The 24,746-nt window shown below is 65.2% G+C and carries 21 protein-coding genes and 1 pseudogene; 13 read left to right on the forward strand and 9 right to left on the reverse strand.

The annotated features are described in order from the left end of the window. Positions 1–202 precede the first annotated feature (202 nt). The 3 genes from BM382_RS30525 to BM382_RS30535 are packed head-to-tail and all read left to right on the forward strand — an operon-like array spanning position 203 to position 4,369. On the forward strand, positions 203–1,681 hold the full coding sequence (locus BM382_RS30525) for an efflux transporter outer membrane subunit (protein ID WP_072445029.1): 1,479 nt from the start codon (positions 203–205) through the stop codon (positions 1,679–1,681). Beyond that, positions 1,678–2,787, forward strand: coding sequence for an HlyD family secretion protein (locus BM382_RS30530; RefSeq protein ID WP_072445031.1), 1,110 nt, complete (start codon positions 1,678–1,680; stop codon positions 2,785–2,787). Before BM382_RS30525 ends, BM382_RS30530 begins: the two co-directional genes overlap by 4 nt. Continuing rightward, the gene (locus BM382_RS30535; protein ID WP_011062406.1) at positions 2,780–4,369 is read left to right on the forward strand and encodes a DHA2 family efflux MFS transporter permease subunit; all 1,590 of its coding nucleotides are present in this window, start codon (positions 2,780–2,782) and stop codon (positions 4,367–4,369) included. Before BM382_RS30530 ends, BM382_RS30535 begins: the two co-directional genes overlap by 8 nt. A gap of 4 nt (positions 4,370–4,373) precedes the next feature. Here BM382_RS30535 and BM382_RS30540 read toward each other — a convergent pair whose 3' ends face one another. Further along, the gene (locus BM382_RS30540) at positions 4,374–5,204 is read right to left on the reverse strand and encodes an AraC family transcriptional regulator (RefSeq protein ID WP_072445033.1); all 831 of its coding nucleotides are present in this window, start codon (positions 5,202–5,204) and stop codon (positions 4,374–4,376) included. Positions 5,205–5,479: 275 nt separating this feature from the next. Between BM382_RS30540 and BM382_RS30545 the strand changes: the two genes are divergently transcribed. Further along, a complete protein-coding gene (locus BM382_RS30545) occupies positions 5,480–7,204 on the forward strand; it encodes a 2-isopropylmalate synthase (RefSeq protein WP_072445035.1) in 1,725 nt (574 codons plus the stop codon). A 387-nt stretch (positions 7,205–7,591) separates the two neighbouring features. Here the strand turns inward: BM382_RS30545 and BM382_RS30550 are convergent, their stop codons facing one another. Together BM382_RS30550 and BM382_RS30555 are read right to left on the reverse strand one after the other, a co-directional pair. Continuing rightward, entirely contained in the window at positions 7,592–8,257 is a 666-nt protein-coding gene (locus tag BM382_RS30550; RefSeq protein ID WP_072445037.1) for an HAD family hydrolase, read from the reverse strand. 101 nt (positions 8,258–8,358) lie between these two features. Next, positions 8,359–10,014: a WG repeat-containing protein gene (locus BM382_RS30555; protein ID WP_072445039.1), complete on the reverse strand. Its 1,656-nt coding sequence runs from the start codon at positions 10,012–10,014 to the stop codon at positions 8,359–8,361. A gap of 412 nt (positions 10,015–10,426) precedes the next feature. On the opposite strand from BM382_RS30555, the gene peaA reads away from it, so the two are divergent. The 4 genes from peaA (at position 10,427) to peaD (ending at position 14,987) form a co-directional block, all read left to right on the forward strand. Then, entirely contained in the window at positions 10,427–12,007 is a 1,581-nt protein-coding gene (gene peaA / locus BM382_RS30560) for a quinohemoprotein amine dehydrogenase subunit alpha (RefSeq protein WP_072445041.1), read from the forward strand. A 79-nt stretch (positions 12,008–12,086) separates the two neighbouring features. Next, entirely contained in the window at positions 12,087–13,520 is a 1,434-nt protein-coding gene (peaB, locus tag BM382_RS30565; protein ID WP_011062400.1) for a quinohemoprotein amine dehydrogenase maturation protein, read from the forward strand. A gap of 1 nt (position 13,521) precedes the next feature. Next, on the forward strand, positions 13,522–13,845 hold the full coding sequence (gene qhpC, locus BM382_RS30570) for a quinohemoprotein amine dehydrogenase subunit gamma (RefSeq protein ID WP_011062399.1): 324 nt from the start codon (positions 13,522–13,524) through the stop codon (positions 13,843–13,845). Positions 13,846–13,868: 23 nt separating this feature from the next. Further along, the gene (peaD, locus tag BM382_RS30575) at positions 13,869–14,987 is read left to right on the forward strand and encodes a quinohemoprotein amine dehydrogenase subunit beta (protein ID WP_011062398.1); all 1,119 of its coding nucleotides are present in this window, start codon (positions 13,869–13,871) and stop codon (positions 14,985–14,987) included. Between the two features lie 102 nt (positions 14,988–15,089). Here the strand turns inward: peaD and BM382_RS30580 are convergent, their stop codons facing one another. The 3 genes and pseudogenes from BM382_RS30580 to BM382_RS30585 all read right to left on the reverse strand — a co-directional run. Next, on the reverse strand, positions 15,090–15,491 hold the full coding sequence (locus BM382_RS30580; protein WP_011062397.1) for a lysozyme inhibitor LprI family protein: 402 nt from the start codon (positions 15,489–15,491) through the stop codon (positions 15,090–15,092). Between the two features lie 37 nt (positions 15,492–15,528). Further along, positions 15,529–15,978 carry a GFA family protein gene (locus BM382_RS32145; protein ID WP_239690439.1) on the reverse strand — a complete coding sequence of 150 codons (450 nt, stop codon included), beginning with the start codon at positions 15,976–15,978 and terminating at the stop codon, positions 15,529–15,531. Then, positions 15,952–16,851, reverse strand: a pseudogene (locus BM382_RS30585) (ADP-ribosylglycohydrolase family protein); the annotation flags it as partial. The pseudogene BM382_RS30585 and the gene BM382_RS32145, both read right to left, overlap by 27 nt. A 133-nt stretch (positions 16,852–16,984) precedes the next feature. Between BM382_RS30585 and BM382_RS30590 the strand changes: the two are divergent. Continuing rightward, positions 16,985–17,443 carry an SRPBCC family protein gene (locus BM382_RS30590; RefSeq protein WP_011062395.1) on the forward strand — a complete coding sequence of 153 codons (459 nt, stop codon included), beginning with the start codon at positions 16,985–16,987 and terminating at the stop codon, positions 17,441–17,443. Between the two features lie 62 nt (positions 17,444–17,505). Here the strand turns inward: BM382_RS30590 and BM382_RS30595 are convergent, their stop codons facing one another. Then, positions 17,506–18,957: a tetratricopeptide repeat protein gene (locus BM382_RS30595; RefSeq protein ID WP_170866364.1), complete on the reverse strand. Its 1,452-nt coding sequence runs from the start codon at positions 18,955–18,957 to the stop codon at positions 17,506–17,508. 350 nt (positions 18,958–19,307) lie between these two features. On the opposite strand from BM382_RS30595, the gene BM382_RS30605 reads away from it, so the two are divergent. Beyond that, positions 19,308–20,111 carry an aminoglycoside phosphotransferase family protein gene (locus BM382_RS30605; RefSeq protein ID WP_083541096.1) on the forward strand — a complete coding sequence of 268 codons (804 nt, stop codon included), beginning with the start codon at positions 19,308–19,310 and terminating at the stop codon, positions 20,109–20,111. A 453-nt stretch (positions 20,112–20,564) separates the two neighbouring features. On the opposite strand, the gene BM382_RS30610 is transcribed toward BM382_RS30605, so the two are convergent. Next, positions 20,565–21,890: an aminotransferase-like domain-containing protein gene (locus BM382_RS30610; RefSeq protein ID WP_072445050.1), complete on the reverse strand. Its 1,326-nt coding sequence runs from the start codon at positions 21,888–21,890 to the stop codon at positions 20,565–20,567. Between the two features lie 87 nt (positions 21,891–21,977). On the opposite strand from BM382_RS30610, the gene BM382_RS30615 reads away from it, so the two are divergent. Further along, complete coding sequence (locus BM382_RS30615; protein ID WP_011062392.1) at positions 21,978–22,610, forward strand: LysE family translocator; 633 nt, start codon at positions 21,978–21,980, stop codon at positions 22,608–22,610. A 24-nt stretch (positions 22,611–22,634) separates the two neighbouring features. Beyond that, positions 22,635–22,979, forward strand: a complete 345-nt coding sequence (locus BM382_RS30620) for an antibiotic biosynthesis monooxygenase family protein (protein ID WP_011062391.1) — start codon at positions 22,635–22,637, stop codon at positions 22,977–22,979. Positions 22,980–22,983: 4 nt separating this feature from the next. Here BM382_RS30620 and inhA read toward each other — a convergent pair whose 3' ends face one another. Then, positions 22,984–23,670 carry an isonitrile hydratase gene (gene inhA / locus BM382_RS30625; RefSeq protein WP_011062390.1) on the reverse strand — a complete coding sequence of 229 codons (687 nt, stop codon included), beginning with the start codon at positions 23,668–23,670 and terminating at the stop codon, positions 22,984–22,986. Positions 23,671–23,762: 92 nt separating this feature from the next. On the opposite strand from inhA, the gene BM382_RS30630 reads away from it, so the two are divergent. Further along, positions 23,763–24,746 (forward strand): GlxA family transcriptional regulator, encoded by a 984-nt coding sequence (locus tag BM382_RS30630; RefSeq protein ID WP_072445052.1) that lies wholly within the window; start codon positions 23,763–23,765, stop codon positions 24,744–24,746.

A 24,746-nucleotide genomic window follows, 5' to 3' on the forward strand; every position in this document is an offset into this window, starting at 1 on the left:
ATTGTATCCATGGCCACTGGCGCCAGCAGGGCCAGTGTGAGTTCGTTCAGCTGGCCGACAGCCTGGAGCTGTGGGCCCAGGCCGGAAGGGCCGCGCTTGGGATCAAGGTTGACCATTTCGCGATAATCGAAAAGAAGTTCTCGTTAGACGGTCGCCAGCTGGCCTTTCTAAAGTAGGCGCTTCGAATCCGTGAGTACTTCCCATGCCCATTTACCCGAGGCCTGCATGGGCCCTGTGCGCCCTGTTGGCCGGTTGCACCCTGGGGCCGGAACGGCCGCCCGGCAGCACTGTGCCCCTGCCCGTGAGCCACCCGGACGCAATGGCCGAGCAGGGGCTCGACCAGTGGTGGCAGCTCTACCGTGACCCTGGGCTCAATGCCGCGGTACAGGAAGCCCTGAGCCAGAACCGCGACTTGCGGATGGCTGCGGCCAACCTGCTTCAGGCCCGGGCGCTGCTGCGCGAAACCGATACCCTGCGCCAGCCTTCCACCCAGGTGACGGCCCGCGCCGGCTACGGCAGTACCGCCGACGACCAGCTGGAAGCCGCCTTGCAGGACAGCCAGCACATCCGCACCGGCAGCCGCTATGGGGTCGGCCTGGATGTGCAGTGGGAGGCCGACCTGTTCGGCCGCCTGCACGGCCTGGCCGATGCCGCCCGGGCCGATGCCGAGGCGGCCCGGGCCGCCGAAGATGGCCTGCGGGTGGTGGTGGCCGCGGAAACCACCCGTGCCTGGTTGCAGGCCTGCAGCTATGGCCAGCGCCTGCAGGTGGCGGGCGAGTCCCTGGCGCTGGTGGAGCAGGGCCGGGCCCTGAGTGCCATGTTGTATCAGGCCGGCGCCGCAGTGACCCTGGATGTGGTGCGGGCCGAAGGCCTGGTGGGTCAAGTGCAGGCCAGCCTGCCGCCGTTGCAGGCCGGGCGGCAGCGGGCCCTGGCCGAACTGGCCGTCTTGCTGGGGCGCCCCCCGGGCGATGCACCGGCGGCGGCCAAGGCTTGTCACCAGGCCCCGCGCCTGGGTTCGCCCATGCCCCAGAGCGATGCCCTGGCCATGCTGCGTCGGCGTCCCGACGTGAGCCAGGCCGAGCGCCGGCTGGCGGCGGCCACGGCGCGCATCGGCGTGGCCCGGGCCGACCTCTATCCAAGGGTCAGCCTGGGGGCCGGGGTCTTCACGTCGGCGCACCACCCCGCAGGTTTCGATGACCGCGACGCGTCGGTCTGGCAACTGGGGCCGCTGTTGTCCTGGAGCTTGCCCAACCTCAATGCCGCCCGCGCCCGCATCGCCCAGGCCAGCGCCGGAGAAAGCGCGGCGCTGGCGGATTTCGACCGCAGCATCCTGGCGGCCCTGAAGGAGCAGCAACAGGCCCTGAGCGACTACCAGGCCGCGTTGCAGCGCCAGCAAGCCCTGCACCTGGCAGCCGAACGTGACCACCAGGCCTTGCGCCTGGCCGGGCTAGCCAGGGCCGCCGGTGCCTCCACGGCCCTGGATTACCTCGATGCCCAGCGCACCGATGTACGTACCCGGGCCGCGGCAGCGCAGGCCGATGCCGCCGTCATCGATACCCAGGTGCTGGTGTTCAAGGCCCTGGGCGGCGGCTGGCGCAGCGCGCCGCCGATTGTCCTGCCGCAGCCGAGCCGGGCTGCGGCCAACTCTTTCCCGCGAACCCCCAACGAGCCTTTGCAATGACCCAGACCCCTGTTCCCGCTTTCCCGGCGCAAGCCGTCACCCGCCGTCGCTTACTCGGTTATGCCGGGCTGGCGCTGGTGTTGCTGCTGATTCTGGCCTGGGGCCTGCGCTGGTGGTTCAACGGGCGTTTCCTGGTGGAGACCGACGATGCCTACCTGCGCTCGGACATCGTCACCATCGCGCCCCGGGTCGCCGGCTACCTGGTGGCGGTCGAGGTCCGGGACAACCAGCCGCTCAAGGCTGGCGACCTGCTGGCGCGGATCGACGACAGCGACTACCGGGCCCGGGTCGAACAGGCGGAAGCGGCGCTGCGCGAGGCCCAGGCCGAACAGCGTGCCGGGCAGGCGCGGCTGGCCAATCTGGCCGCCCGCCAGCAACAGCAGCAGAGCCTGATCGCCGAAGCCCAGGCCCGGGTCGGCGCCGCCGAGGCCGAGGCACAACGGGCCGGCCAGGAAGGGCGGCGGCAGCAGCACCTGGCCAGCCAGCAAGTCAGCAGCGTGCAGCAACTGGAAAACGCCGCCGCCCTGGCCCGTCAGGCCGATGCCGCCCTGGGCGCGGCCCGCGCCAGCCTGGCCGCGCGGCGCCAACAGGTACAGGTGCTCGATACCGAACAGCAAAGCGCCCGGGCGCAACTGGACAAGCTCGAAGCGGGCGTGGCCCGGGTCACGGCCCAGCGGCAACTGGCCCGCATCGATCTGGCTCGCACCTTGATCCGCAGCCCGGTGGACGGTATCGCCGGCCAGCGGCGCCTGCGCCTGGGGCAGTACGTCGAAGTCGGTGCGCCGCTGTTGGCGGTGGTGCCTGAGGACGCCTATGTGGTGGCCAACTACAAGGAAACCCAGGTCGACGGCATGCGGCCCGGGCAAGCGGCGCGGGTCGAGGTCGACGCCCTGGGTGGCCATGTACTGGAGGGACGGGTGGAGAGTTTCGCCCCGGCTTCCGGCGCCGAATTCGCCCTGCTGCCGGCGGACAACGCCACCGGCAACTTCACCAAGATCGTGCAGCGCATGCCGGTGCGCATCCGCCTCGATCCGGGGCAGCCGCGACAGGCGCAGCTGCGCCCCGGGATGTCGGTGGTGGTGACCGTGGACACCCGTCATGACTAGTGCCCAGGCCGTATCGGAAGGCACCGGCGAGGCCGCCGCACAGGCAATCTCCCTGCGCACCTGGGTGGCGGTGCTGGGCAGCGTGGTGGGCTGCTTCATGGCCGGGATGAACGTGCACGTGACCAACGCTTCCCTGCCGGACGTGCGTGGTTCCCTGGGGGCGACTTTCGAGGAGGGGTCGTGGATCACCACCGCCTACCTGGTGGCGGAGATCATCATCATTCCCATGACCGGCTGGCTGGTTTCGGTGTTTTCCATGCGCCGGGTGCTGATGGTCGGCACCGCCGGTTTCGTGCTGTTTTCGATCGCCTGTTCCCTGGCGCCGAACATCCACAGCCTGATCTTCGCCCGGGTGCTGCAAGGGGCCTTTGGCGGGGTGCTGATTCCCCTGTCGTTCCAGCTGATTGTCACCGAGCTGCCGGCGGCCCGGCATCCCATGGGCATGGCCCTGTTCGCCGTGGCCAACAATGTCGCCCAGGCCGCGGGACCGTCCCTGGGCGGCTGGCTCACCGATGCCTATTCGTGGCGCTGGATCTTCTACCTGCAAGTGCCGCCGGGGCTGTTGCTGCTGGCGGCCATCGGCTGGTCGGTGCGGCCCCAGCCCATGGTCCTGGCAAAGTTGCGCCAGGGTGACTGGGGCGGCATCGCCAGCATGGCCGTGGGCCTCTCGGCGTTGCAGATCATGCTGGAGGAGGGTGGCCGTTACGACTGGTTCGCCTCAAGCTTCATCAGCCATTGCGCGATCCTGGCCACGGTCGGCCTGCTGGCCTTCGTGGCCATCGAACTGCGTCGCGAGCAGCCGTTGATCAACCTGCGCCTCTTGGGGCGCTACAACTTCGGCATTGCCAGCCTGATGCAATTCACCTTCGGTGCGGTGGTGTTCGGCGTGGTGTTCCTGGTGCCCAACTACTTTGCCCAGATCCACGGCTACAACGCCCGGCAGATCGGCCTGATGATGATTCCCTACGGCCTGATCCAGTTCGTCATGTCGTTCGCCACCCCGCGGCTGATGCGCTGGACCAGCGCCCGCACCATCATCATTGCCGGGTTCGCCATCACTGGCATCGGCTGCCTGATGAACATCCACCTCAACCCCGATGCCTCGGTGAACGTCATCGTGCCCTCGCTGGTGGTGCGTGGTATCGGCCAGTCGCTGGTGGTGGTGGCGCTGGGGGTGATGGCGATCCAGGGGCTGGAAAAGGACCAGGTGGGCTCGGCCTCCGGACTGTTCTCCATGGTGCGTAACGTCGGCGGGGCCATCGGTATCGCGCTGTCCAGCCAGATCGTGGTGGAGCGCGAGAAACTCCACGCCCAGCGCATTGGCGAATCCGTCAGCCTGTTCGCCCAGGCCACCCAGGAGCGCCTGGTGGAACTGGTGCGCCTGCTGGCCCAGGCACCGGTAGAGTACGCAACGGCCCTGCATTCGGCGGCGCTGGCGCCCCTGCGCCAGCAAGCCCTGGGCATGGTGGACAAGGTGCTGCACCGCGACGCCCTGCTGCTGGCCTACAGCGATGCCTTCTTGCTGGCGGGGCTGGCCATGCTGTTGTGCGTGGTGGCCGGTGTGCTGCTGCGCCGGGCCTGAGCCCTCAGCGGTAGAACTCCGAAGGCGGCGTGCCGAACTGGCGCTTGAAGGCGGCGGCGAAGGCGCTCTGGCTGTCGTAGCCGTGCTGCAGCGCCACTTGCACCACCGGCATGCCCTCGGCCAGGCACTCCAGGGACATCAGCAACCGCGCCTGCTGGCGCCAACGGCCAAAGGTGATGCCGGTGTGGCGTTGGAACTGGCGATGGAAGGTCTTGGCGCTCATGGCCAGGCAGTCGCCCCATTGTTCGGCGGTGCGGTTGTCCGAAGGATCGTCCGCCAGCGCCTGGCACACCCGCAGCATGCGCGGCTCATGGGGCCAGGGCAGGCTGAACGGCAGCACCGGCAGCGAGCGCATCTCATCGAGGATCAGGCGCATCAGGCGGCCGTCGCGGCTGTCCGGCGAATAGTGCGTGCCGACCTGGGCGGCGGCCAGGATCAGCTCACGCAGCAACGGCGAGACCTCGATCACGCAGTCATGCTCGGGCAGGCCGGCAATGGCATCGACATTGATGAACAGGCTGCGCATGCGCACCGCGCCGCGCATGCGTACCCGGTGCTCGACGCCGGCCTGCAACCACACCCCGCGGCTGGGCGGCACCACCCAGCGGCCGGACTCGGTGTCGATCACCAGCACGCCCTCGATGGCATAGGCCAACTGCGAGCGTGGATGGCTGTGGGCAGGTATTTCATGGCCGTTGGGGTAATCCACGGCGATGCTGGTAACCGGCATGGACAGGCAGTCGATGGACGAGACAACAAGCAGATCGGACATGCAGCGCAGCGCCTCCGTCCTGGAAGGGATCAGGGGGCGCTTATCATAGGTGAAAATGTCCATTTTGCGATAATCAAAGGGCGTTTAGCGCATTACATTCAGAATATCGCTACCTAGACTACAGATCACTCCTTGCCCGCCGACGGTTGCAACCGCCCATGAACCCCCTGTTCCTGACCCTGCTACTAGCGCTACCCCTGCCTTACGGCCGGGGTCTGCCGGTGCTGCCAGGAACCTGGCACCCAGGCTGATCTCCCCCAGACTCCGGCCTCGAAGCGCTTTCCATGATGAAAGCAGGGGAGATCCATCGCGTTCTCCATTGTGCTTTCGAGGTCAGTATGCTCGCCCATCCCCATACCAAATACCGTGCCTTTGCTCCCGTGGACCTGGCCTCGCGCCAGTGGCCGTCACGTACCATCACCCAGGCTCCGATCTGGCTGTCCACCGACCTGCGCGATGGCAACCAGGCGCTGTTCGAGCCGATGAACCGCGAGCGCAAGCTGCGCCTGTTCGAGGAACTGGTGCGCCTGGGCTTCAAGGAAATCGAAGTGGGATTCCCCGCCGCCTCGCGCACCGATTTCGAGGTGGTCCGCGAGCTTGTGGAACAGCAGCGGATTCCCGCCGATGTCACGCCCATGGTGATGACCCAACTGCGCGAGGACCTGATCCGCGAAACCGTACGCAGTGTGCAGGGTGCGCGCCGGGTCATCGTCCACCTGTACAACGCCATCGCCCCGGTCTGGCGGCGCGTGGTGTTCGGGCTTTCGGTGGATGAGGTCGAGGCCCTGGTAGAGCGCCATGTCAGGCTGTTGCGCGAGTTGACCGACCAGCACCCGGAAACCGAATGGGTGTTGCAGTATTCCCCCGAAACCTTCTGCATGGCGGAGCTCGAGGTGTCCCTGCGCATGTGTAACACCGCGATCCGTACCTGGGACGCCGGCCCGGGGCGCCCGATCATCATCAACCTGCCGACCACCGTCGAGGTGGCCACCGCCAACGTCTTTGCCGACCAGATCGAATGGATGCACAAGCGCCTGGAGCGCCGCGACCAGGTCATGCTGTCAGTGCACCCGCACAACGACCGGGGCACCGGCGTGGCCTGTGCCGAACAGGCGTTGCTGGCGGGCGCCCAGCGGGTGGAGGGCTGCCTGTTCGGCAATGGCGAGCGCAGTGGCAACCTGGATCTGGTGACCCTGGCCCTGAATCTCTATACCCAGGGCATCAGCCCCGGGCTGGACTTCTCCGATATCGCGGCAGTGGCCCGGGTTGCCGAGGAATGCACGGCGCTACCGATCCATCCGCGCCATCCCTATGTCGGCGACCTGGTGTTCACCGCCTTTTCCGGCTCGCACCAGGACGCCATCGCCAAGGGCTTTGCCGCCCAGGCGGCTGACGGTTTCTGGGAGGTGCCCTACCTGCCCATCGATCCGCAGGACCTGGGGCGGACCTACGACAGCATCGTGCGGGTCAACAGCCAGTCCGGCAAAGGCGGGATCGCTTTCCTGCTGCAGCGTGACCACGGCATCGTCATGCCCCGGCGCATGCAGATCGAGTTCAGCGCCATTGTGCAGAAGCTGGCTGATGCCAGTGACGCCGAGTTGAGCAGCGACGCTTTATGGGAGGTGTTCCAGCGCACCTATCTGGCGTGCGCAGAGGGCACGGCCGGCCTGCGGTATCTCGCTCATCGGTTGTTCGATGCCCCCGAGGGGCAGGGGATCGAGCTGCGGGTCGCCACCCCCGGGAACCAGGAGGCGTGCTTGCATGGCGTGGGCAACGGACCTGTCGCGGCGGCCCTGGCCGCCCTGGCCGCCCTGGGCTTGCCGCTGCGCATCGACAGTTTTGAAGAGCGCAACCTGGGGGCGGGGGCCGATGCGCAGGCGCTGGCAATTGTCGAAGCGGTGTGGCCGGGCGTTGCCGGGTCACGTTTTGGCGCCGGCTGTCACGCCAATATCGTCACCGCCTCGGTGCAGGCCGTGATCAATGCCGCGGCGCGGTTTTATCCCGAGCAGGCGCCGGCATTCGTCCCCACCCAGGCATCGCTTGCGGAGCGGGCGGCTCCCTGAGTGACCCGCACCAGCAGTCGGCGCCCCAGGGGCCGGCCGCTGGAGCCCGGGCAAAAAAAAGCCCGCTGTAGCGCGGGCCAAATGGGATTCGTTAAGGAGTGATTGGCAATATAGGGGCGGCGAGGTGAAAGCACCGTGAAAAAAAAGTCGTGCAGGGATAAACCTCCAGCATCTTTGCCCAAGTCGTAGGGTGTTTTCGGATATGTCCGATATTACTGCCCCTGGAGCCCGCGTATATTCCCTCCTGCTCGCCCAGCCAAAGGGGGTACTTCGGTCTGGATGCCACTGCCGAAGTGATGGGCGAGCACCTTTTTCCCTCCTGCCGTTTCTTTCTGCCTGGCTGTTTCCTTCCTGCTTGGCCTGGCCAATATCCTCATCCCATTCCCTTCAGGGCAGATCGAGCCGGCGCCGGATCTCGGCCCACAGTTGCGGGTCGTCGAAGTCGTTGATCACGCGGTGGGCGCCGGCATCCAGCAGGGTTTGCGGGCGCTGGCTGGTGGCCAGGCCGAACGTGCAGATCCCGGCTTTTACCGCGGCTGTCAGCCCGGGTACCGAGTCTTCGAAGGCCAGGGCCTGGTCGGCGGTGGCCTGCAGGCATTCCAGGCCGCTCAAGTAGGGCAGGGGATCGGGCTTGGCCCCAGGCAACTCCTCGGCCACCAGCACCGTCTGGAAGCGCTGCCGCAGGCCCAGCACCTCGAGCATGTGCTCGGCATTGGCCCGGGGCGCGTTGGTGACCACGCACACGCCGATGCCGTGCTCCTGGGCAAAATCCAGCAGGCGCAGCAGGCCGGGCATGGGCATCAGTTGCGGGGAGAGTTGGCGAAAGCGCACTTCCTTGCGCTCGGCAAAGGCTTCATGTTCCGCCACGCTGCGCTCGGGGAACAGGTAGCGGCACATGTTGGCATTGGCCTGGCCGCTGACATGGGCTTCGAATTCTTCCTGGGTGAAGGTCCGGCCATCCTCTTCCAGCAGCAGCTGCTGCAGGGCCTGCAGGTGCAGGGCGTCGGTGTCGGTCAGGGTGCCATCAAGGTCGAAGAGCAGAGCATTGAGCATGGGACAGTTCCTGTCGGGCCCCATCCGGGCCGGTTGGCTGAATCGATCAAGCCCGCATCCTAGCAGGCTTGATCCCAACCGTGACCGGTTCGCTCGGGGCCTCAGCCCTGTGCGTTGTCGCCTTCGCCCTGGTCTTCCACTTCGTCAGGCTGCGGGCAGTAGTCCTGGGGGGTGGCCGGCCACAGCACCTGGTCATGGCCGTCGTGCACCTGTTCGGCGCCGCAATCGACCTGGCTGACCTGGAAGCTCGGAGTGCCGTCCAGGCGATACAGGGCCTTGAGGCTGCGGGACTGATCGTCGCCCATGCCTTCCACGGCATAGCCGAAGATGGCGCCGCGGGTTTCGTCCACCACCAGTTCCTGCCACTTACCGGGGATCAGCCGCTTGCCCTTGAGGTCGTACAGCGCCGAGGTGGCCAGGGCCGAGGTGTCGTCGGTGGCCAGCAGGTAGTGGCCGCTGTTGTCCAGGCGGATGTCGACGTACTGGCCCGGCTCCAGCAGCACCTTGCCGCTGGCGTCCATCAGGCCCACGGTACGCACCTGGGTGGCCTGGCCGAACAGGGTGGCCTGCTTGGTCGGGCTGTTGGCGGTGCTGAAGACGAACAGGTCGGCATTGATCGCGCCGATCTGGGCGTAGGTGGGCTTGAACAGCTCGACGCCCTTGTCCACATCGAAGATACCGAAGGTGGCGCTGAACACGTTCTGCAGCACCGCGACCTGGTTCAGCCCCGGTACCTGCCGGAACATTCCCAGGGGGCTGAAGCCGGCCGGGTCCGCCGAGTCGTAGACCGGCTGCACCTTCCATTGGCCCTGGCGGTCGATCAGCCCGGCCTTGCCGGAGCTGCCGTCGGCGTTCTTGGCGGTGACCAGCGCGCCCTGCTTGCCGAATACCTGGCAGGTGCCGAACTTGGCCTGGATCACGGTCTTGCCCTGGAAATCCATGTAGCCGCAGGGGCTGTCGTATTTTTCCCGGAAGGCCACCAGGCCGTCACCCGGTTCGCCCATCCAGTTGTAGGTGGCGGCGCTGATCAACTGGGCCTGGGCATCGGCCAGGGCCTTGCCCTGTTCGGTGCTGACCACCAGATGCTGGTTGGCAAAGTAGTCGATGCTGTCGAAGTCGATCTTCTTCTGCTCGCCGGTCTTGAGGTTCAGCGCCCACTTGTCGTTGCCGCGTTCGGCGATCATCCACCAGCCGCGCTTGGCGAAGTCATCGCGGACCATGCTGCTGTCATACAGGGCTTCGGTCACCACCTCGCCCTTGGCACTGAGAATGCCGCGCTTGCCGCCGATCTCGTAGACGATGAAGTCGTCGTTGCCGCCCACGTACAGATCGTCGAAGCGCGGTGGCTGAATCTGTTTGCCGCTCTGGTCGATGATGCCCAGCTTGCCGTCCTGGCCGAAGCCGAAGTAGCCCGGGGTCAGCAGCCGCAGGTCATCGGTGAAGGCGGCCTTGAGGGTCTGCTTGCCATCGGCGCTGCTGAGGTTCCAGGTACCGTCCTTGGCGAACAGGAAGGTCTTGTCCAGGGGCAGGGCAACCACGGCGTCGTAGTCGTTGTCGGCGCTGACCAGCACCTTGCCGTCCTGGTCCAGCACCGCGCATTCGCCATTGGCGCAGATCGGCATGACCATGGCCGCCGGAGCGGGGGCCGCAGCGACGGCTGCAGTCTTGGGACTGGTTTCTTCCTTGCATCCGACCAGGGTCAGGGCAGACAACGAGAGGATCAGCGAGCCGAGACGGGCACAGGCGCTTCTATCCATGAACTTCAGGTTCCTTGTAAGAGGGGAGGTGCGGCACACCCCATGGGACGGGGCAGGCAAAGCGGGGGTGATTCTGCGGCGCCGCCGGATAAATGCAAGATCCAATTGCAAAGAAAACCAGCGGTACAGCCTCGTCGCCGGCCTTGAGAGCTGTTCTGGCGCTGGCTAATCGCTGTCTCAGACTGAGACGTTTGTCTCGAAATTGAACGTCGGGTAACACCCGCAAGCCCGCCAGGGACCGGCGTCTTCGCCCAAGTCGTTGATTCCGGGTTCTTTTATAAGCTGGCACGCTCCGTGTATTGCATATCAGCAGACGTTTCTCTTGCCTCCATGACCGGGCGTGCCGGGCATGGCAGAAACCATAAAAACGACTCGCTAAAAATAAGAAAGCACCGTGGGAGGTTTGACGTTGATGAAGAGAAGACTGCGCCTGAGGCTCAGTGCCAGCCTGCTGGCCATTGCCACCTGTACCGCCTTGCATGCCCCTTCGAGTTTTGCCGCTCGGGATGCGCAGAGCATCCTCAAGGAAACCTGCCAGGGTTGCCACACCCCCGAGGCCGGGGAAGCCCTGAGCCGCATCAGCCACCAGCGCAAGACCCCGGAAGGCTGGCTGATGAGCATTGCCCGCATGCAGACCATGCACGGGCTGCAAATCAGCGATGACGACCGCCGCACCCTGGTCAAGTACCTGGCCGATACCCAGGGCCTGGCGCCCAGCGAGACCGACGGCGTGCGCTACGCCCTGGAGCGACGGCTGAACACTGTCGAGCATTTCGACGAACAGACCACCCAGATGTGCGCCCGCTGCCACTCCGGCGCGCGGATCGCCCTGCAACGCCGGCCGGCCCAGGAATGGGAGCGGCTGGTGAATTTCCACCTTGGGCAATGGCCATCCCTGGAGTACCAGGCGCTGTCCCGGGACCGGGAATGGCTGCCCACCGCCCTCAAGGAAATGGTGCCGCTGCTGGCCCAGCGTTATCCCCTCGACAATCCCGCCTGGACAGCCTGGCAACAGGCCCGCCCGCAAGCGGCGGCGCTGGCGGGGGACTGGAGCTTCAGCGGCCACCTGCCGGGCAAGGGTGAACTGGCCGGGGTGATGAGCGTCAGCGCCGGGGAAGGCGATCAGTTCAAGCTCAGCGTCAAGGGCCAGTACGCCGATGGCAGCCCGTTCAATGGCGAGGGCAGCGCGATCCTCTACAACGGCTATGAATGGCGCGGCAATGTCACCGTGGATGGCGTGGTCATGCGCCAGGTGCTGGCGGCACAGGGCAATGCACTGCAAGGGCGGATGTTCGAGGCCGAGCACGACGAGCGCGGCCTGGACTTCATCGCCGCCCGGCAAGGCAGCCAGCGGTTGCTGGCGGTGCAGCCGGGTTACCTGAAGGCCGGTGAGGAGGCCGAGGTGACCCTGGTGGGCGCGGGCCTTGCGGGCACTCCGAGCTTCGGCAAAGGGGTGGAGGTCGTGCAGGTGCTGGAGCAGAGCCCCGAACGCATCCGCGTCAGGCTCAAGGCGGCGGCCAGCGCCCAGCCGGGACTGCGGGAAGTCAGCGTCGGCAGCCTCAAGGGCGCGACGCTGGCGGTGTACCAGCGCATCGCCGAGGTCAAGGTGGTGCCGGCATTTGCCGTGGCGCGGATCGGTGACGGCGGCGGTTCGACGCCCAAGGTCCAGGGCCGCTTCGATGCCGAAGCCTGGGGCAAGGGGGCCGACGGCAAGGCCTACCGCATCGGCGTGATGCCGGCGCAGTGGAAGGTCGAGGCCTTCGACGCCCAGGCGGCCAAGGATGAAGACGTCAAGTACGCCGGCAGCATGCAGGCTGACAGTGGCGTGTTCACCCCAGGGGATGCCGGGCCCAACCCGCTGCGCAAGATGTCCACCAACAACGCCGGCAACCTCAAGGTGATCGCTGCGGTGGAGGAGGGGGGCAAGGCCCTGACCGGTGAAGGCCAGCTGATCGTCACCGTGCAACGCTGGAACAATCCACCCATTCCCTGAGGGGCGTCGAGCGATACCGACAGACACTTTCAGGCAATGACCGCAGGCCCCGAACGCGGGGCAGGCACAGGAGGTTGTAATGGGCGCAATTCTGAATCTGGTGGAGCGCAACCTGCATGAAGTGCAGGTGGACGCCAACCGCATGCTGTTCCATATCCCCAGCAGTTCGCTGTTTGCCAGCGATGCCTTGACCGGCAGCATCATCGATGCGCTGCGCGGCCCGGGCTGTACCCCGGAAGACTTGATCCAGCGTCTGGCCGGCGCCTATGACGGTGCCGACGTCAGCGACACCCTGCGTGAGCTGATGGCCCTGGAACTGGTCAGCGACGGCTCGCCCCTGACCCCGGAAATCGGCGTCAAACGGGTCGAACGCACGGCGATCAATACCGTGGTGCTCAACGTCAATACCGGCTGCAACCTGAGCTGCACCTACTGCTACAAGGAAGACCTGGACAAGCCCTCGGCGGGCAAGAAGATGGGCCTGGACACGGCCATTGCCTCGGTGGAAATGCTGCTCCAGGAGTCCCCGGACGAGGAGCGCTACACCGTGGTGTTCTTCGGCGGCGAACCCTTGAGCAACCGGCCGCTGATCGAGGCCATGGTGGACTACTGCGAACAGCGCTTTGCCGCGGCCGGCAAGTTCGTCGAGTTCGTCATGACCACCAACGCCACCCTGCTCACCGAAGAGGTGGTGGACTACCTCAACGCCCACCGCTTCGGGCTTTCGGTGAGCATCGACGGGCCCAAGACCGTGCACGACCGCAACCGCATCACCGTGGGCGGGCAAGGCACCTATGACGTGGTGCGGCGCAAGGCGAAGATGCTTCTGGAACGCTACGACAGCCGGCCGGTGGGGGCGCGGGTGACCCTGACCACCGGGGTCACCGACCTTGAGACCATCTGGGATCACCTGTTCAACGAGCTGGGGTTCGCCGAAGTGGGGTTCGCCCCGGTGACCTCGGGGGACATCAGCAGCTTCAACCTCAGCAGCGAGGAGTTGATCGAAGTCTTCGCCAGCATGAAGCGCCTGGGCCGGCGTTACCTGGCGGCGGCACTGGAGCACCGCAATATCGGCTTCTCCAACCTGCACCAGCTGATCACCGATATCCACGAGGGCCACAAGAAGGCGCTGCCCTGCGGCGCCGGACTGAAGATGCTGGCGGTGGACCACAAGGGCGAGCTGAACCTGTGCCACCGCTTCACCGGCTCATCCCTGCCGACCTTCGGCAATGTGCATGACGGTGGGGTCAAGCAGATGGAGCTCAATGACTTCCTGTCCCAGCGCCTGGACCGCACCAACACCGGCTGCGACAGCTGCCGCATCCGCAACCTGTGTTCCGGCGGCTGCTACCACGAGAGCTATGCCCGCTACGGCGACCCGGCGCATCCGACTTATCACTATTGCGAACTGATGCGTGACTGGGTGGATTTCGGCATCGAAGTCTACAGCCGGATCATGGCGCACAACCCTGCGTTCATCAGCAGCTACATCACTCCGCGCAAGGCTCACTGACATGAAACATCTCAAGCCGATCAACAACAAAGCTCAGAAACTGACCGAGGCCGCGGCCCAGGACCGTATCGAAGAAGTGCTGGCGATGAACTCCGTGGCCGGCTGCGCCTCGACCACCGACCCGGGCTGGGAAATCGATGCCTTTGGCGGCGTCTCGTCGCTGTGCCAACCGATGGAGGCCGACCTCTACGGCTGCTCCGACCCTTGCTGGTGGCCGGCCCAGGTGCCGGACATGATGAGCACCTACCCCGACTGGAACAAGGACGCCCAGGCCTCCAACGACAACTGGCGCAACCTCGGCACCGTCTTCCCCAAAGACAAGTAACCGGACAGCACAAGGATTCCAGCATGCGAGCTATCACAGTGTGCGGCCTGGCCGCCGGCGCGGTTCTCAGCGCCTGTTCTTTCACCGCCCTGGCCGACGAGGGCCTGGCCCTCAACAGCGGTCACGAGTACATGGTGACCACCAATTACCCGAACAACCTGCACGTTCTCGATCTGGCCACCGACAGCCTGTACAAGACCTGCAAGATGCCCGACGCCTTCGGCCCCGGCACCGTGCAACTGTCGCCGGACCGCAAGATCGCCTACGTGCTGAACAACCACTATGCGGATGTCTACGGCGTCGAGCTCGACAGCTGCAAGCAGGTGTTCCACGCCAGCATCACCCAGCATCCGGGGGAGAAGGCGCGCTCGATGTTCGCCTTCACCGTCAGTCACGACGGCAAGGAGCTGTACACCGTGGCCAACCCGACCCTGTTGCTCAATGACCGCTATGAGGTCAAGGAGCCGCGGCTGGATGTCTACGCCACCGATGCCGGGCTCGACGCCAAGCCGCTGCGCAGTTTCCCCGCGCCGCGCCAGCTGACCATCATGCAGAGCGGCGACGACGGCACCCTGTATGTGGCCGGGCCGGACCTGTACAAGGTCGACGTCAAGACCGGCAAGTTCGAGGTGCTGATCCCCAGCCGCCACTGGAAACGCCCCAACTACAGCGCGCCGGACGTGCTCTACGTGTGGAACCAGCAGACCTTCCGCCATGACTTTTCGCTGCTCTACACCGCGGCGAAGTTCAAGGACAAGAAGCAGGACCCGGCTACCGCCGAGCCGCTGTACGGGCTGTTCAGCGTCGATCTCGCAACCGGCAAGACCGAGACCACCGACTTCGGCCCGCTGACCGAGATCTACTTCAGCGGCATGCGCTCGCCCACGGACCCCAACCTGATGTTCGGCGTGCTCAACCGCCTGGCCAAGTACGACATCAAGCAGAAGAAACTGCTCCAGGCCGCGACCCTGGAACACTCCTACTACTGCATCTCGTTCAACCGGGCCGGGACCAAGATCTACCTGGCGGGGACCTTCAACGACGTGGCGATCTTCGATGTGCAGAGCATGAAGCAGATCGGCAAGATCACCCTGCCGGGCGGCGACATGGCCATCACCACGGCGCAGATCTTCGTCCGCTGACCCCGCCGCCAGCCACCGGCTCCTGTAGGAGCCGGCTTGCCGGCGAACAGGCCGGCAAGCCGTGCAGGGCCCTCGCCGACGCCTTCGCGGGCAAGCCCGCTCCTACCGTGCGGGGACCGGGCAGCTCAAGTCGCCTTCCTTGCACTGCAGGTACTGTTTGAAACTCTCCACGCGGGTCTTGGTCAAGGCCGTGATGCAGTTGCTGTAGGCCACCGGATACAGGCTGCCACCTTCCACGCCCGAGGTGGAAAAACTGCACTCGGCATCGCGGAACGCCACCCAGGCGCGCTGGGCGCTGACCAGCAGCTTTTTGCTGTGTGGCTGGTCTTTCAGGCGCTGGTTGATCTGTTGGTAAAGGGCGTTCAGCTCCTTGTCCGCGGCCTTGTGCTGGAAGTTGGCGCACAGGCTCATATCGGTCTGGGTGGTGTTGTTGCACTCATAGGCCTGGGCCAGTGGAGCAAGCAGCAGCAGCGGCGCAAGGGCCAGCAACAGGATCGGACGCATGGAAAGTCTCGCAATCGGTCAATGAGGAAGAAACAGTCTAGCCGCGGCTGGGTTGCCACTCGGGCCAGCGTTGCAGCGCTTCGTCGGCCAGCCAGGGCACATCGTGGGAGGTCCAGATATGCACCTGTGGCGTCTGCCCCGGATCATCGTCCAGGGTCGCCACCCGCAGGATCACGTGGGGCTGCCCCGGGCGCTCCGCCAGCAGGTGAGAACCGCAGACCGAGCAGAAGTGCCGCAGCTTGCCCGGGGACGATTCGTAGGTGCTCAGGCGTTCCTGGCCCTGGGTCCACTGGAAGTGTTCGCGCATGACTCCGGCGGTCGAGGCAAAGGCCGCGGCGTGGGCCTTGCGGCAGGTCTGGCAATGGCAGTGGCCGATGGGCATGTCCAGGCGCTCGACCCGGTATTGCACCGCCTTGCACAGGCAACTGCCATGCAGCGGCCGGGCAGGCGCGCGACGCCGGGCGGCGGCCAGCAGGTCGTCGGCCATGGCCTGGATCTCCTCGCCCATGTGCAGCTTGGCCAGCCAGTGCGGCGGTATGCCCTGGGCCCCGTAGAAAGCTCCGGCCAACTGGCCGACGATGGCGGCGGTGGTGTCGGCGTCGTCCCCCAGGTTGGCGGCGGCCAGCACTGCTTCGGCATAGCTGTCGCTGTGCTGGAAGCACCAGAGCGCGGCCTCCAGGGAGTCGACGCAATAGCCGTTGCCGCGAATCTGGTCGCGGGTTTTATCCAGGTAATTGCCCTGGGCCAGGGCCGCGACCTTGCTCTCGCGAAAGCCCTGGGCGTCGAGCCGTTGCAGTTGCTGCTTGCTGGCACCGTCCAGGGCCTTGGCGATCAGCCCGGCCAACAGCTGGCAGCATTCGATGGCTTCGGCGGCGCCGTGGGTGGTACGCGAACTGGCCCCGGCAAACTCGCGGACCTGGGCCAGGTCGGGGTAATGGAACAGCACCACCGGCGCCAGGCGCATCAGCGAGCCATTGCCGGCGGTCTGCGGGTCGCTGGAGCCCGCCAAGGGCTGGCCGTGTTCCTGATAGTCGGCCAGGGCCTGGCGCACCGTCATGCCGATATCGAAGCATTCGCCGGTGGCGCTCAGGTAGCCCCATTGCCACCAGTTGAGGTAGCGGCCCATCTGGTCGGCGGGGTCGAAACCGTCCTTGCGCAACAGGCTTTCCCCCAGGCACAGGGCCATGGAGGTGTCGTCGGTCCACTGTCCGGCCTTGAGGTTGAACGGGCCGCCGCCCAAGAGATCGGTGACCGGGGGGAAACTGCCCCGTGGCTTGAATTCCACACTGGTGCCCAGGGCATCGCCACAGGCCAGGCCCAGCAGGCTGCCACGGTAGCGGTCGGTGAGGGTGAGGGGCATGGCAGGTCCTTTGCAGAGGTATTGGCGCCGGCGACAGTAGCATTTTTCGTTCTGGGTAATCAGTGGGTCCTTCGGCCAGATAAAGGTTGCGCTCGATTCAGAGACGTCTAGTGTTCATCACTGGAGGTGGCCCATGAATTCTTCAGATCGCATCGAACGCAAGATCCTGCTCAAGGCCGACCCGGCCCAGGTCTGGCAGGCGCTGAGCGAGGCCGAACGCTTCGGCCGCTGGTTTGGCGTGGCCCTGGCCGGCCAGCAGTTCATACCCGGCCAGCGGGCCCGGGGCGCGGTGACTTACCCAGGCTATGAGCACCTGACCTGGGATGTCCTGGTGGAGCAGATGCTGCCCCAGGAGCTGTTCTCCTTCCGCTGGCACCCCTACGCCATCGATCCCGCTCAGGACTATTCGGCAGAGCCCAGCACCCTGGTCCGGTTCGAACTTGAAGAGCACGCCGGTGGTACCTTGCTGCGGGTCACCGAGTCGGGCTTCGACGGCATTCCCGCCGAGCGCCGGCTCAAGGCCTTTCGCATGAACAGCCGGGGCTGGGACGAGCAGATGAGCAATATCGAGAACTACCTGCAGCAGGGTTGAAGCGCTCATCCCGGCATTGCTGTAGAACGAAGGCCTTGGCCTTGAGGACCTGGGCAAGGTCCTCACGGCCGGGACATAGGGAAATCCTTGCGTATGCGCTCTACTTCGCTGCTGAAGCCAAGCTCCGCGAACAGGGCACTTGCTTGTGCCGCACAGTGGTTGGCTTGCGGTTCTTCATCCAGAGCCCTGTGGACATCGGCCAGTCCTGACAGCGCTGTTGCCGTCAACTGGCGAAACTCTAAGATTTTTTCGTTGGCAAAGCAGTTTTCGTAAGTTTGCAAAGCTTGCTGATGCTTGTGTTCTTTGTGGTAGGCCTCGGCCAGGTTGACCTGTACCGTCAATTTATCTTTCAAGGTGCCATGGCTGATGGAAAGCACGCGGGCTTTTTCCAAGTGTCTGTGCATTTTTTCATACTGTTCTTGCAGCTTGTAGATGTTGGCCAGGTTGCCATGGTGGCGGATAAGAAACGACTTGTTGCCGCTGGACTGATTAATGTCTATGGCGCGTTTGAGGAGCTGTTCGGCTTCGTCCAGGTATGCACTCCTAGCGCTTTGCAAGAAGAGCTTTTTCTTGTTTATGGACAGGTTGCTCAAGGCGTTGGCTTGTATGGACTTCAGCTTGGCAAGGGCGGGGTCGGTTTGCGGTTGGTCCAACAGGTTTTCGATCTTCTCCAGCGCCAGTCGAAGGCAGGAGTCGGCCTCCCCCAGCTCACCCATGTGGTTGAAGCAGGCGCCCAGATTGTTCAAGTTCGACGTTTCAATGATTTTATTGTTGTTACGGATGGACAGCACTTGGGCCTGACGCAAATAGCTAATGGCCTCTTGCCATTTCCCCTGGTTTTTATAAAGCACGCCACGATTGCCGAGGGCGAGCTCCCTGACCTTGTCGTCGCAGTGACTCATTGCGAGCAACAAGTCGAATACCGTGTGGGCTTCGTCAAGCTTGCCTGTATTCATCAAGTAGATTGCATACTTGTTCAACAGTTCGGGATTGTCCTGTCCTGCCTGCGCAGCCTGTTCATAACAAAGCTTGGACTTTTCTTTGTTCAACGGCAGATATAGCTCCGCAATTTCCAGTAGCTCCTGAGCATATGAAGACTTTCTCTCCGTCAGCAAAGCGTCCAGTGCTGCTTCGGCCTTACTGAATTCCTGGCGCTCAAGAAGCAGGAGAATGTTCTTTTTCTCACTGTCTGCGGAATTTCTTATGTTGTTGAGTGCGTGATTGAACTGTTGAAGAAGTTCGGGCGGCAAATCGATGTGGTTGATGGTCAGGTCTCTGCCAGCCTGATTGTTATAGCTGCCAGCTCCGGACTGCTGGGTCTGAGTTATTTTTTGCTGTTCTTCTTGCCGGTGGTTATGTCTCGGCCTGCTTGCAGGTTGTTGCTGTTGTTGCCGCTGCGTTGATTCTGGACCTGCTTTGCCTGATTTTTTTTTTGGAAGAACAGGGTGATGAACGCCAAGGGTATCGCAATCCCAATACCACTCAAAAACCACTCCTTGTTGCTTAGAATCCATTCCATAAAGTGTTTGACTCCTTACTTTTCAAGTGTGCCGATCGCAAGAGTAAGCAGGGTGCTGCGAGCAGTTTGATGGTCCGATAGTATTTTTTGCCGGAGCACCCTAACACAGGGGCTGGAGCTTTGTGTACAGGGAGGAGAGTAGAGCGCTAGATCAACTTCAGACTCGGGTTTGTTCATGCATTTTGGGGGGAGGCGCTGGATGTAAGGCAGAACTTCATCCAACCGGGAGGAAAGGCGCGCAATAGCAGGGGCTGGGTTGCTGTCGTCAGTGGCCGCCTCAAGCGATAAGTTGCGAATCATATCCGGTAGCTTGAAACTTGCTGCTTACTACTGGGAGCTACTTCTGTGTTTGCAACCTATATGAAACGCTGGCGCCTGACGCCCGATGGCGATCCCATCGTCACCCCGGGCAGCCGCCTGTTGCCGGTGCGTCTGCAAGACGGTGCGCCGGCCATGTTGAAGATTGCCCTGGATGAACACGAGCAGGCCGGCAACCGGCTGATGGCCTGGTGGGCCGGGGAGGGGGCGGCGCGGGTTCATGCCCAGCAAGGCGATGCCCTGCTGATGGAGCGCGCCATGGGCAAGGGTTCGCTGATGCGCATGGCCCTGGCGGGCCAGCACGATGAGGTCAGCCATATCGTCTGCGCCACCCTGCAACAGTTGCACCGGCCACGGGCACAACCGCGGCCGCCGCTGGTGTCGCTGGATCGCTGGTTTGCCGACCTGCGCGAGGCGGCGCCGCAGCAGGGCGGGTTGTTCCTGCGCTGCCTGGCCGAAGCCGAGCACCTGTTGGCCACGCCCCGGGAACCGGTGGTGCTGCATGGCGATATACACCACGACAATGTGCTGGACTTCGCCGAGCGCGGCTGGCGGGTGATCGACCCCAAGCGGGTCCATGGCGAGCGCACCTTCGATTTCGCCAACCTGATCTGCAACCCGGACCTGCCCAGCGCCACCGACCCTGTGCGCTTTGCCCGCCAGGTGCAGGTGATTGCCCGGGCGGCGCAGCTGGAGCCGCGCCGGCTGGTGCAGTGGGTGCTGGCCTTCAGTGGTTTGTCCGCTGCCTGGTTTCTCCAGGACGATCATCAGCCCGGGGCGCAGCACCAGCTCAAGCTCGCGGCTTTGGCCGCCCAGGCACTGGAGGGGTGAACTAGGGGTTTGCGTAAGTGCGGTATAGCGAATTTCCTACACGCGCTGTAATTCAATGCGCCTTCTGCGCACCGGGCTTTGTGTTTAATCTTCTTTCCCACAACTGCAGCGCAGGAAGCGCTCAGGATCAGGGAAGGTCGACCATTAGCACGGATGCTGCAGACAGGAAGTCATGATGGTCTTGGAAAAAACCCGCTTCGGCGGGTTTTTTTTCGTCCGGCATTTCGTGCCTGCAGCCTGGGTGCGGTGGCCGCTTTGATACTTCACGCAGCGGAACATGAACGTGGCAGGTTCTTTTCAGCCTGACGCTAAGCGCGGGCTTCTGTGCAAATGGCCGTGGTTGCGGCAGATCGTTGTAGTGGGTGCGGCGCCGCCGGCCACGGATGATGCCCCCGGCCATTGACGCCGGTGAGCGGGCGCTCTTCGCCGGCAAGCCGGCTCCTGCAGGTGTGGTCAACGAGTGATTTCGTTGCGGACCTTTTCCAGAGCCTGCTCCAGCAGCGGCAGGCCGATGGAGCCCAGGGCCAGGCGCAACGCCTGGGGCACATGGGCGGTGGTAGCGAAGGGCTCGGCCGAGGTCACCGTTACCCCCTGATGTTCCAGGGCCGCCACCACGGCATCGGCCCGCCGTCCTTCCGGCAGTTTCAGCCAGAGAAAATACGATGAGCCATAGGCCTGGTAATCGCAGCCCTTGAGCACCCTCCGGGCCAGTTGCTGGCGGCTGCGGGCATCGTTGCGCTTCTGTTCTTCCAGGCTGTCCACCAGCCCCGACTCGATCCAGCGGCAGCCCAGGGTCACGGTCAGCGACGGGGTGCTCCAGGTGGACACGCGGATCGCCCGTTCCAGGGCCGGGATCATCTCCAGGGGCGCGACGATAAACCCCAGGCGCAAGCCCGAGGCGACGCTTTTCGACAGCCCGGAAATATACAGCGTTCGCTCCGGGGCCAGGGTCTGCAGCGGCGGCGGGGCCGGTTCGGCGAGGAAGGCGTAGGCGCCGTCCTCGATCAGCAGCAGCTCATGCTCGCGGGCCAGTTGCGCCAGGCGCCGGCGTTCGGCCAGGGGCATCACCGTGCCCAGGGGGTTGTGCAGGGTCGGCATGCAGTACAGCGCCCGCACCGGGCGCCGGCGGCACAGGGCCTGCAGGGCGTCGAGGTCCATCTGGCCGTTGTGCTGGGGCAGCGCTTCGAGGTCCAGGCGAAGGACCTGGGCCAGGGTCTTGAGGCCGGGGTAGGTCAGGGCGTCCACTGCCAGGATGTCCCCGGGCTGGAGTAGCGCCAGCAGGCTCACCGCCAGCCCCTGCTGGGCGCCGTTGACGATCAGCACCTGCTCGGCGGCGACGCGGATCTCGCGGTTGCGCAGGTGCCGCGCCGCGGTCTGGCGTTCATGGGGGCGGCCGCCCTGGGGCGCGGAATGCAGCAGGGCATCCAGGTCGCCGGAGGCGGCTATCGCCCGCAGCCCCTCGCGCAGGCTTTCCGCCTGGCCGGGCAGGGACGGGTAGTTGAACGCCAGGTCCACCGAGGCGGCGCTGGCCGGGTGCTGTTCCAGGCCCATGCCCCGGGGCAGGCTGGTGTCGCGGACAAAGGTACCGCGCCCGGGCTCGCCCACCACCAGGCCGATGGCTTCCAGCTCGTGATACACCCGCAGCGCCGTGGCCAGCGCCACCTGCTCGCTGGCCATCAGCGCCCGCACCGTCGGTAGCTGAGTGCCTGGGCACAGCTGGCCGGCGCGGATGCGCTGGGCGAAGTGATCGACGATGGTTTTGTAACGGGTACGGCGCATGCTCGGCCACCTCATGTATCTAGAACACTTTTTTGTTTGTATCAGGCAGGCGTCCTAATCTAGCGGCTTTTGCGCAGGAGCGCTCACATGCCGGACCTTTCCACCCTGTCGATCTTCCTCGGCGCCGTGCTGCTGTTGCTGCTGTCGCCGGGACCCAACATGGCCTTTGTCATCAGCCACGGCGCAGCCTATGGCTGGCGCGGTGGGGTGGCATCGGGGCTGGGGATCGGCGCAGCGGATATCGGCCTGACCCTGCTCACGGCCACGGGCGTCACCGCCGTGGTGGCCAGCTGGCCGCCGGCGTTCGACCTGATCCGCTATGCCGGGGTTGCCTACCTGTTGTGGCTGGCCTGGAAGGCCCTGGGCCAGCGGGGGGGCCTGGACCTTGCCGATACACCCCGGGTGCCGCTGGCCACGGTGTTTGTCCGGGCCCTGTGCAACAGCCTGCTGAACCCCAAGGCGCTGCTGTTCTTCATGGTGTTCCTGCCGCAGTTCGTGCGCCCCGAGCACGGCAGCATCGCTGTGCAACTGGTGGTCCTGGGCTTGCTGCTGACCCTGGTCAGCGGGGTCTTCCATACCAGCCTGGGGATCTTCGGCGCGGCCTTGCGCCGTGGCTTGCCCGGCAGCGATTCGCGGCTGGCCCGCTGGCAATCCTGGCTGCTGGCGGCGGTGCTGCTGGCCCTGGCCCTGCGCCTGGCGCTGCTGGCGCGTCCGCTCTGATTCATCAGCCAATGGAGTTTGACCATGTACATCGCCGCCTTTATCTACCAGCCGGGCCAGCGCGACGAGGAGTTCCACCGCCTCAGTGCGCTGATCGACGAAATTGCCATCAGCCTGCCGGGCTTCGTCGGCGCCCAATCCTGGACCAGCGCCGACCAGGGGCTGATCAACGCCAGCTATTACTGGGAGGACGAAGCCTCGATCCAGGCCTTTGCCAGCCACCCCAGGCACATCGAAGCCAAGCGCCAGTACCGGCGCTGGTACGCCGGTTATCAGGTGGTGATTTCCAGGGTCGAGCGCACCTATGGCGATGGCGCCATCACCCAGTTGTTGGGCAATGCCCGCCAGGGCCCGGTACGCCGTGCCTGAAGGCTCAGCCGGCTGCCAGCCGCGCGGCCGCGCGCAGGGTGATTTCCCGGCGCTTGTGCAGCGAATCCGCGGCGCGTTGGCGGGCCTGCTGCACCACGCTGGCGGGGGCCGTGTCCGGGCTGCCGGCATTGAACGGTGGCGCCGGGGCGTACTCCAGTTGCAGCTGTACCCGCTGCGCGGTGGCGGCGTCGAACAGTTCGGCGGCCAGGGTCAGGGCGAAGTCGATGCCGGCGGTGATACCGCCGCCGGTCAGCAGGTTGCCGTCACGCACCACCCGCTCATGCACCGGTATCGCCCCCAGTGGCGCCAGCAGTTCGTGGTAGGCCCAGTGGGTGGTGGCGCGCTTGCCCTGGAGCAGGCCCGCGGCGCCGAGCACCAGGGAGCCGGTGCACACCGAGGTCACGTAGCGCGCCCGGGCGGCCTGCTGGCGGATGAACGCCAGGGCCTGCGGGTCTTCCATCAGCGCCCCGACCCCGGTACCGCCGGGGATGCAGATCACATCCAGCGGCGGGCAGTCGGCGAAGCTTGTGGTGGCCTGCAGCACCAGCCCCGAGCTGGCCACCACCGGCCCCGGCTCCTTCCAGATCAGGTGCACCTGCACATCCGGCAGCGAGGCCAGTACGTCGTGGGGGCCGGTCAGATCCAGTTGCTGGACCTCGGGGAACAACAAAAAACCTATCTGCACTGCCATTGCCTGTTCCTTGTGTCGATGAAGTGGACGGCTTGACTCTAGCGCTCTAGGATTTGGCGCATACGCCAACCAGCCCTCGATTTACGCCAACCATGCCCACTGCGCCGAAAAACGTGTTTGTCCTGGCCTTTGCCAATGCCCAGTTGCTGGATGTCAGCGGGCCGCTGCAGGTGTTCGCCTCGGCCAATGACCGGGCCCGCGGCCTGGGCCTGCCTTTGCCCTACAACCCGCGGGTGATTGCCAGCCCGGGCGGGGCGACCCTGAGCTCCTCGGGGCTGGCGCTGCTGGCCGAGCCGCTGCCGCTGCCGCAAGAGCCCTGCGACACCCTGATCGTTGCCGGTGGCTGGGGCGTCTACGGGGCGGCCCGTGATCCTGAACTGGTGGCCTGGGTGGCGGCCCGGGCTGCGGCGTCACGGCGGGTGGCGTCGGTCTGCACCGGGGCCTTTCTGCTGGCCGCCAGCGGCTGGCTGGACGGGCGCCGGGTGGTCACCCACTGGACCCGCTGCGAGCAGTTGGCCGAGCAGTATCCGCAACTGCAGGTGGAGGCCAATCCGATCTTCATCAACGATGGCCCGGTGTGGACCTCGGCCGGGGTCACCGCCGGCATCGACCTGGCCCTGGCCCTGGTGGAGGCCGACCTGGGGCGCGCAGTGGCACTGGAAGTGGCGCGGCAACTGGTGGTGTTTCTCAAGCGCCCGGGGGGCCAGTCGCAGTTCAGCGTAACCCTGTCGCTGCAGAACCAGGGTGGGCGTTTCGACCGGCTGCACGCCTGGATCGCCGAGCACCTGGACCGCGAACTGACGGTGCCGGTGCTGGCCGAGCAGGCGGGAATGAGCGAGCGCAGTTTCGTCCGTCACTATCGCGCCGACACCGGCCAGACCCCAGCCCGGGCCATTGAACTGATCCGTGTGGAAAGCGCCCGGCGCCTGCTGGCCGACAGCACCCTGCCGATCAAGCGCATCGCCGCCCAGTGCGGTTTCGGTAGCGAGGAAACCCTGCGTCGCAGCGTGCTGCGGGCCCTGGGCGTGACGCCCCAGGCCTACCGCGAACGCTTCGCCAGCATTGCGCAGCCCTGA

Source organism: Pseudomonas sp. NFPP25 (assembly GCF_900116505.1).
GTDB classification, from domain to species: Bacteria; Pseudomonadota; Gammaproteobacteria; order Pseudomonadales; family Pseudomonadaceae; genus Aquipseudomonas; species Aquipseudomonas protegens.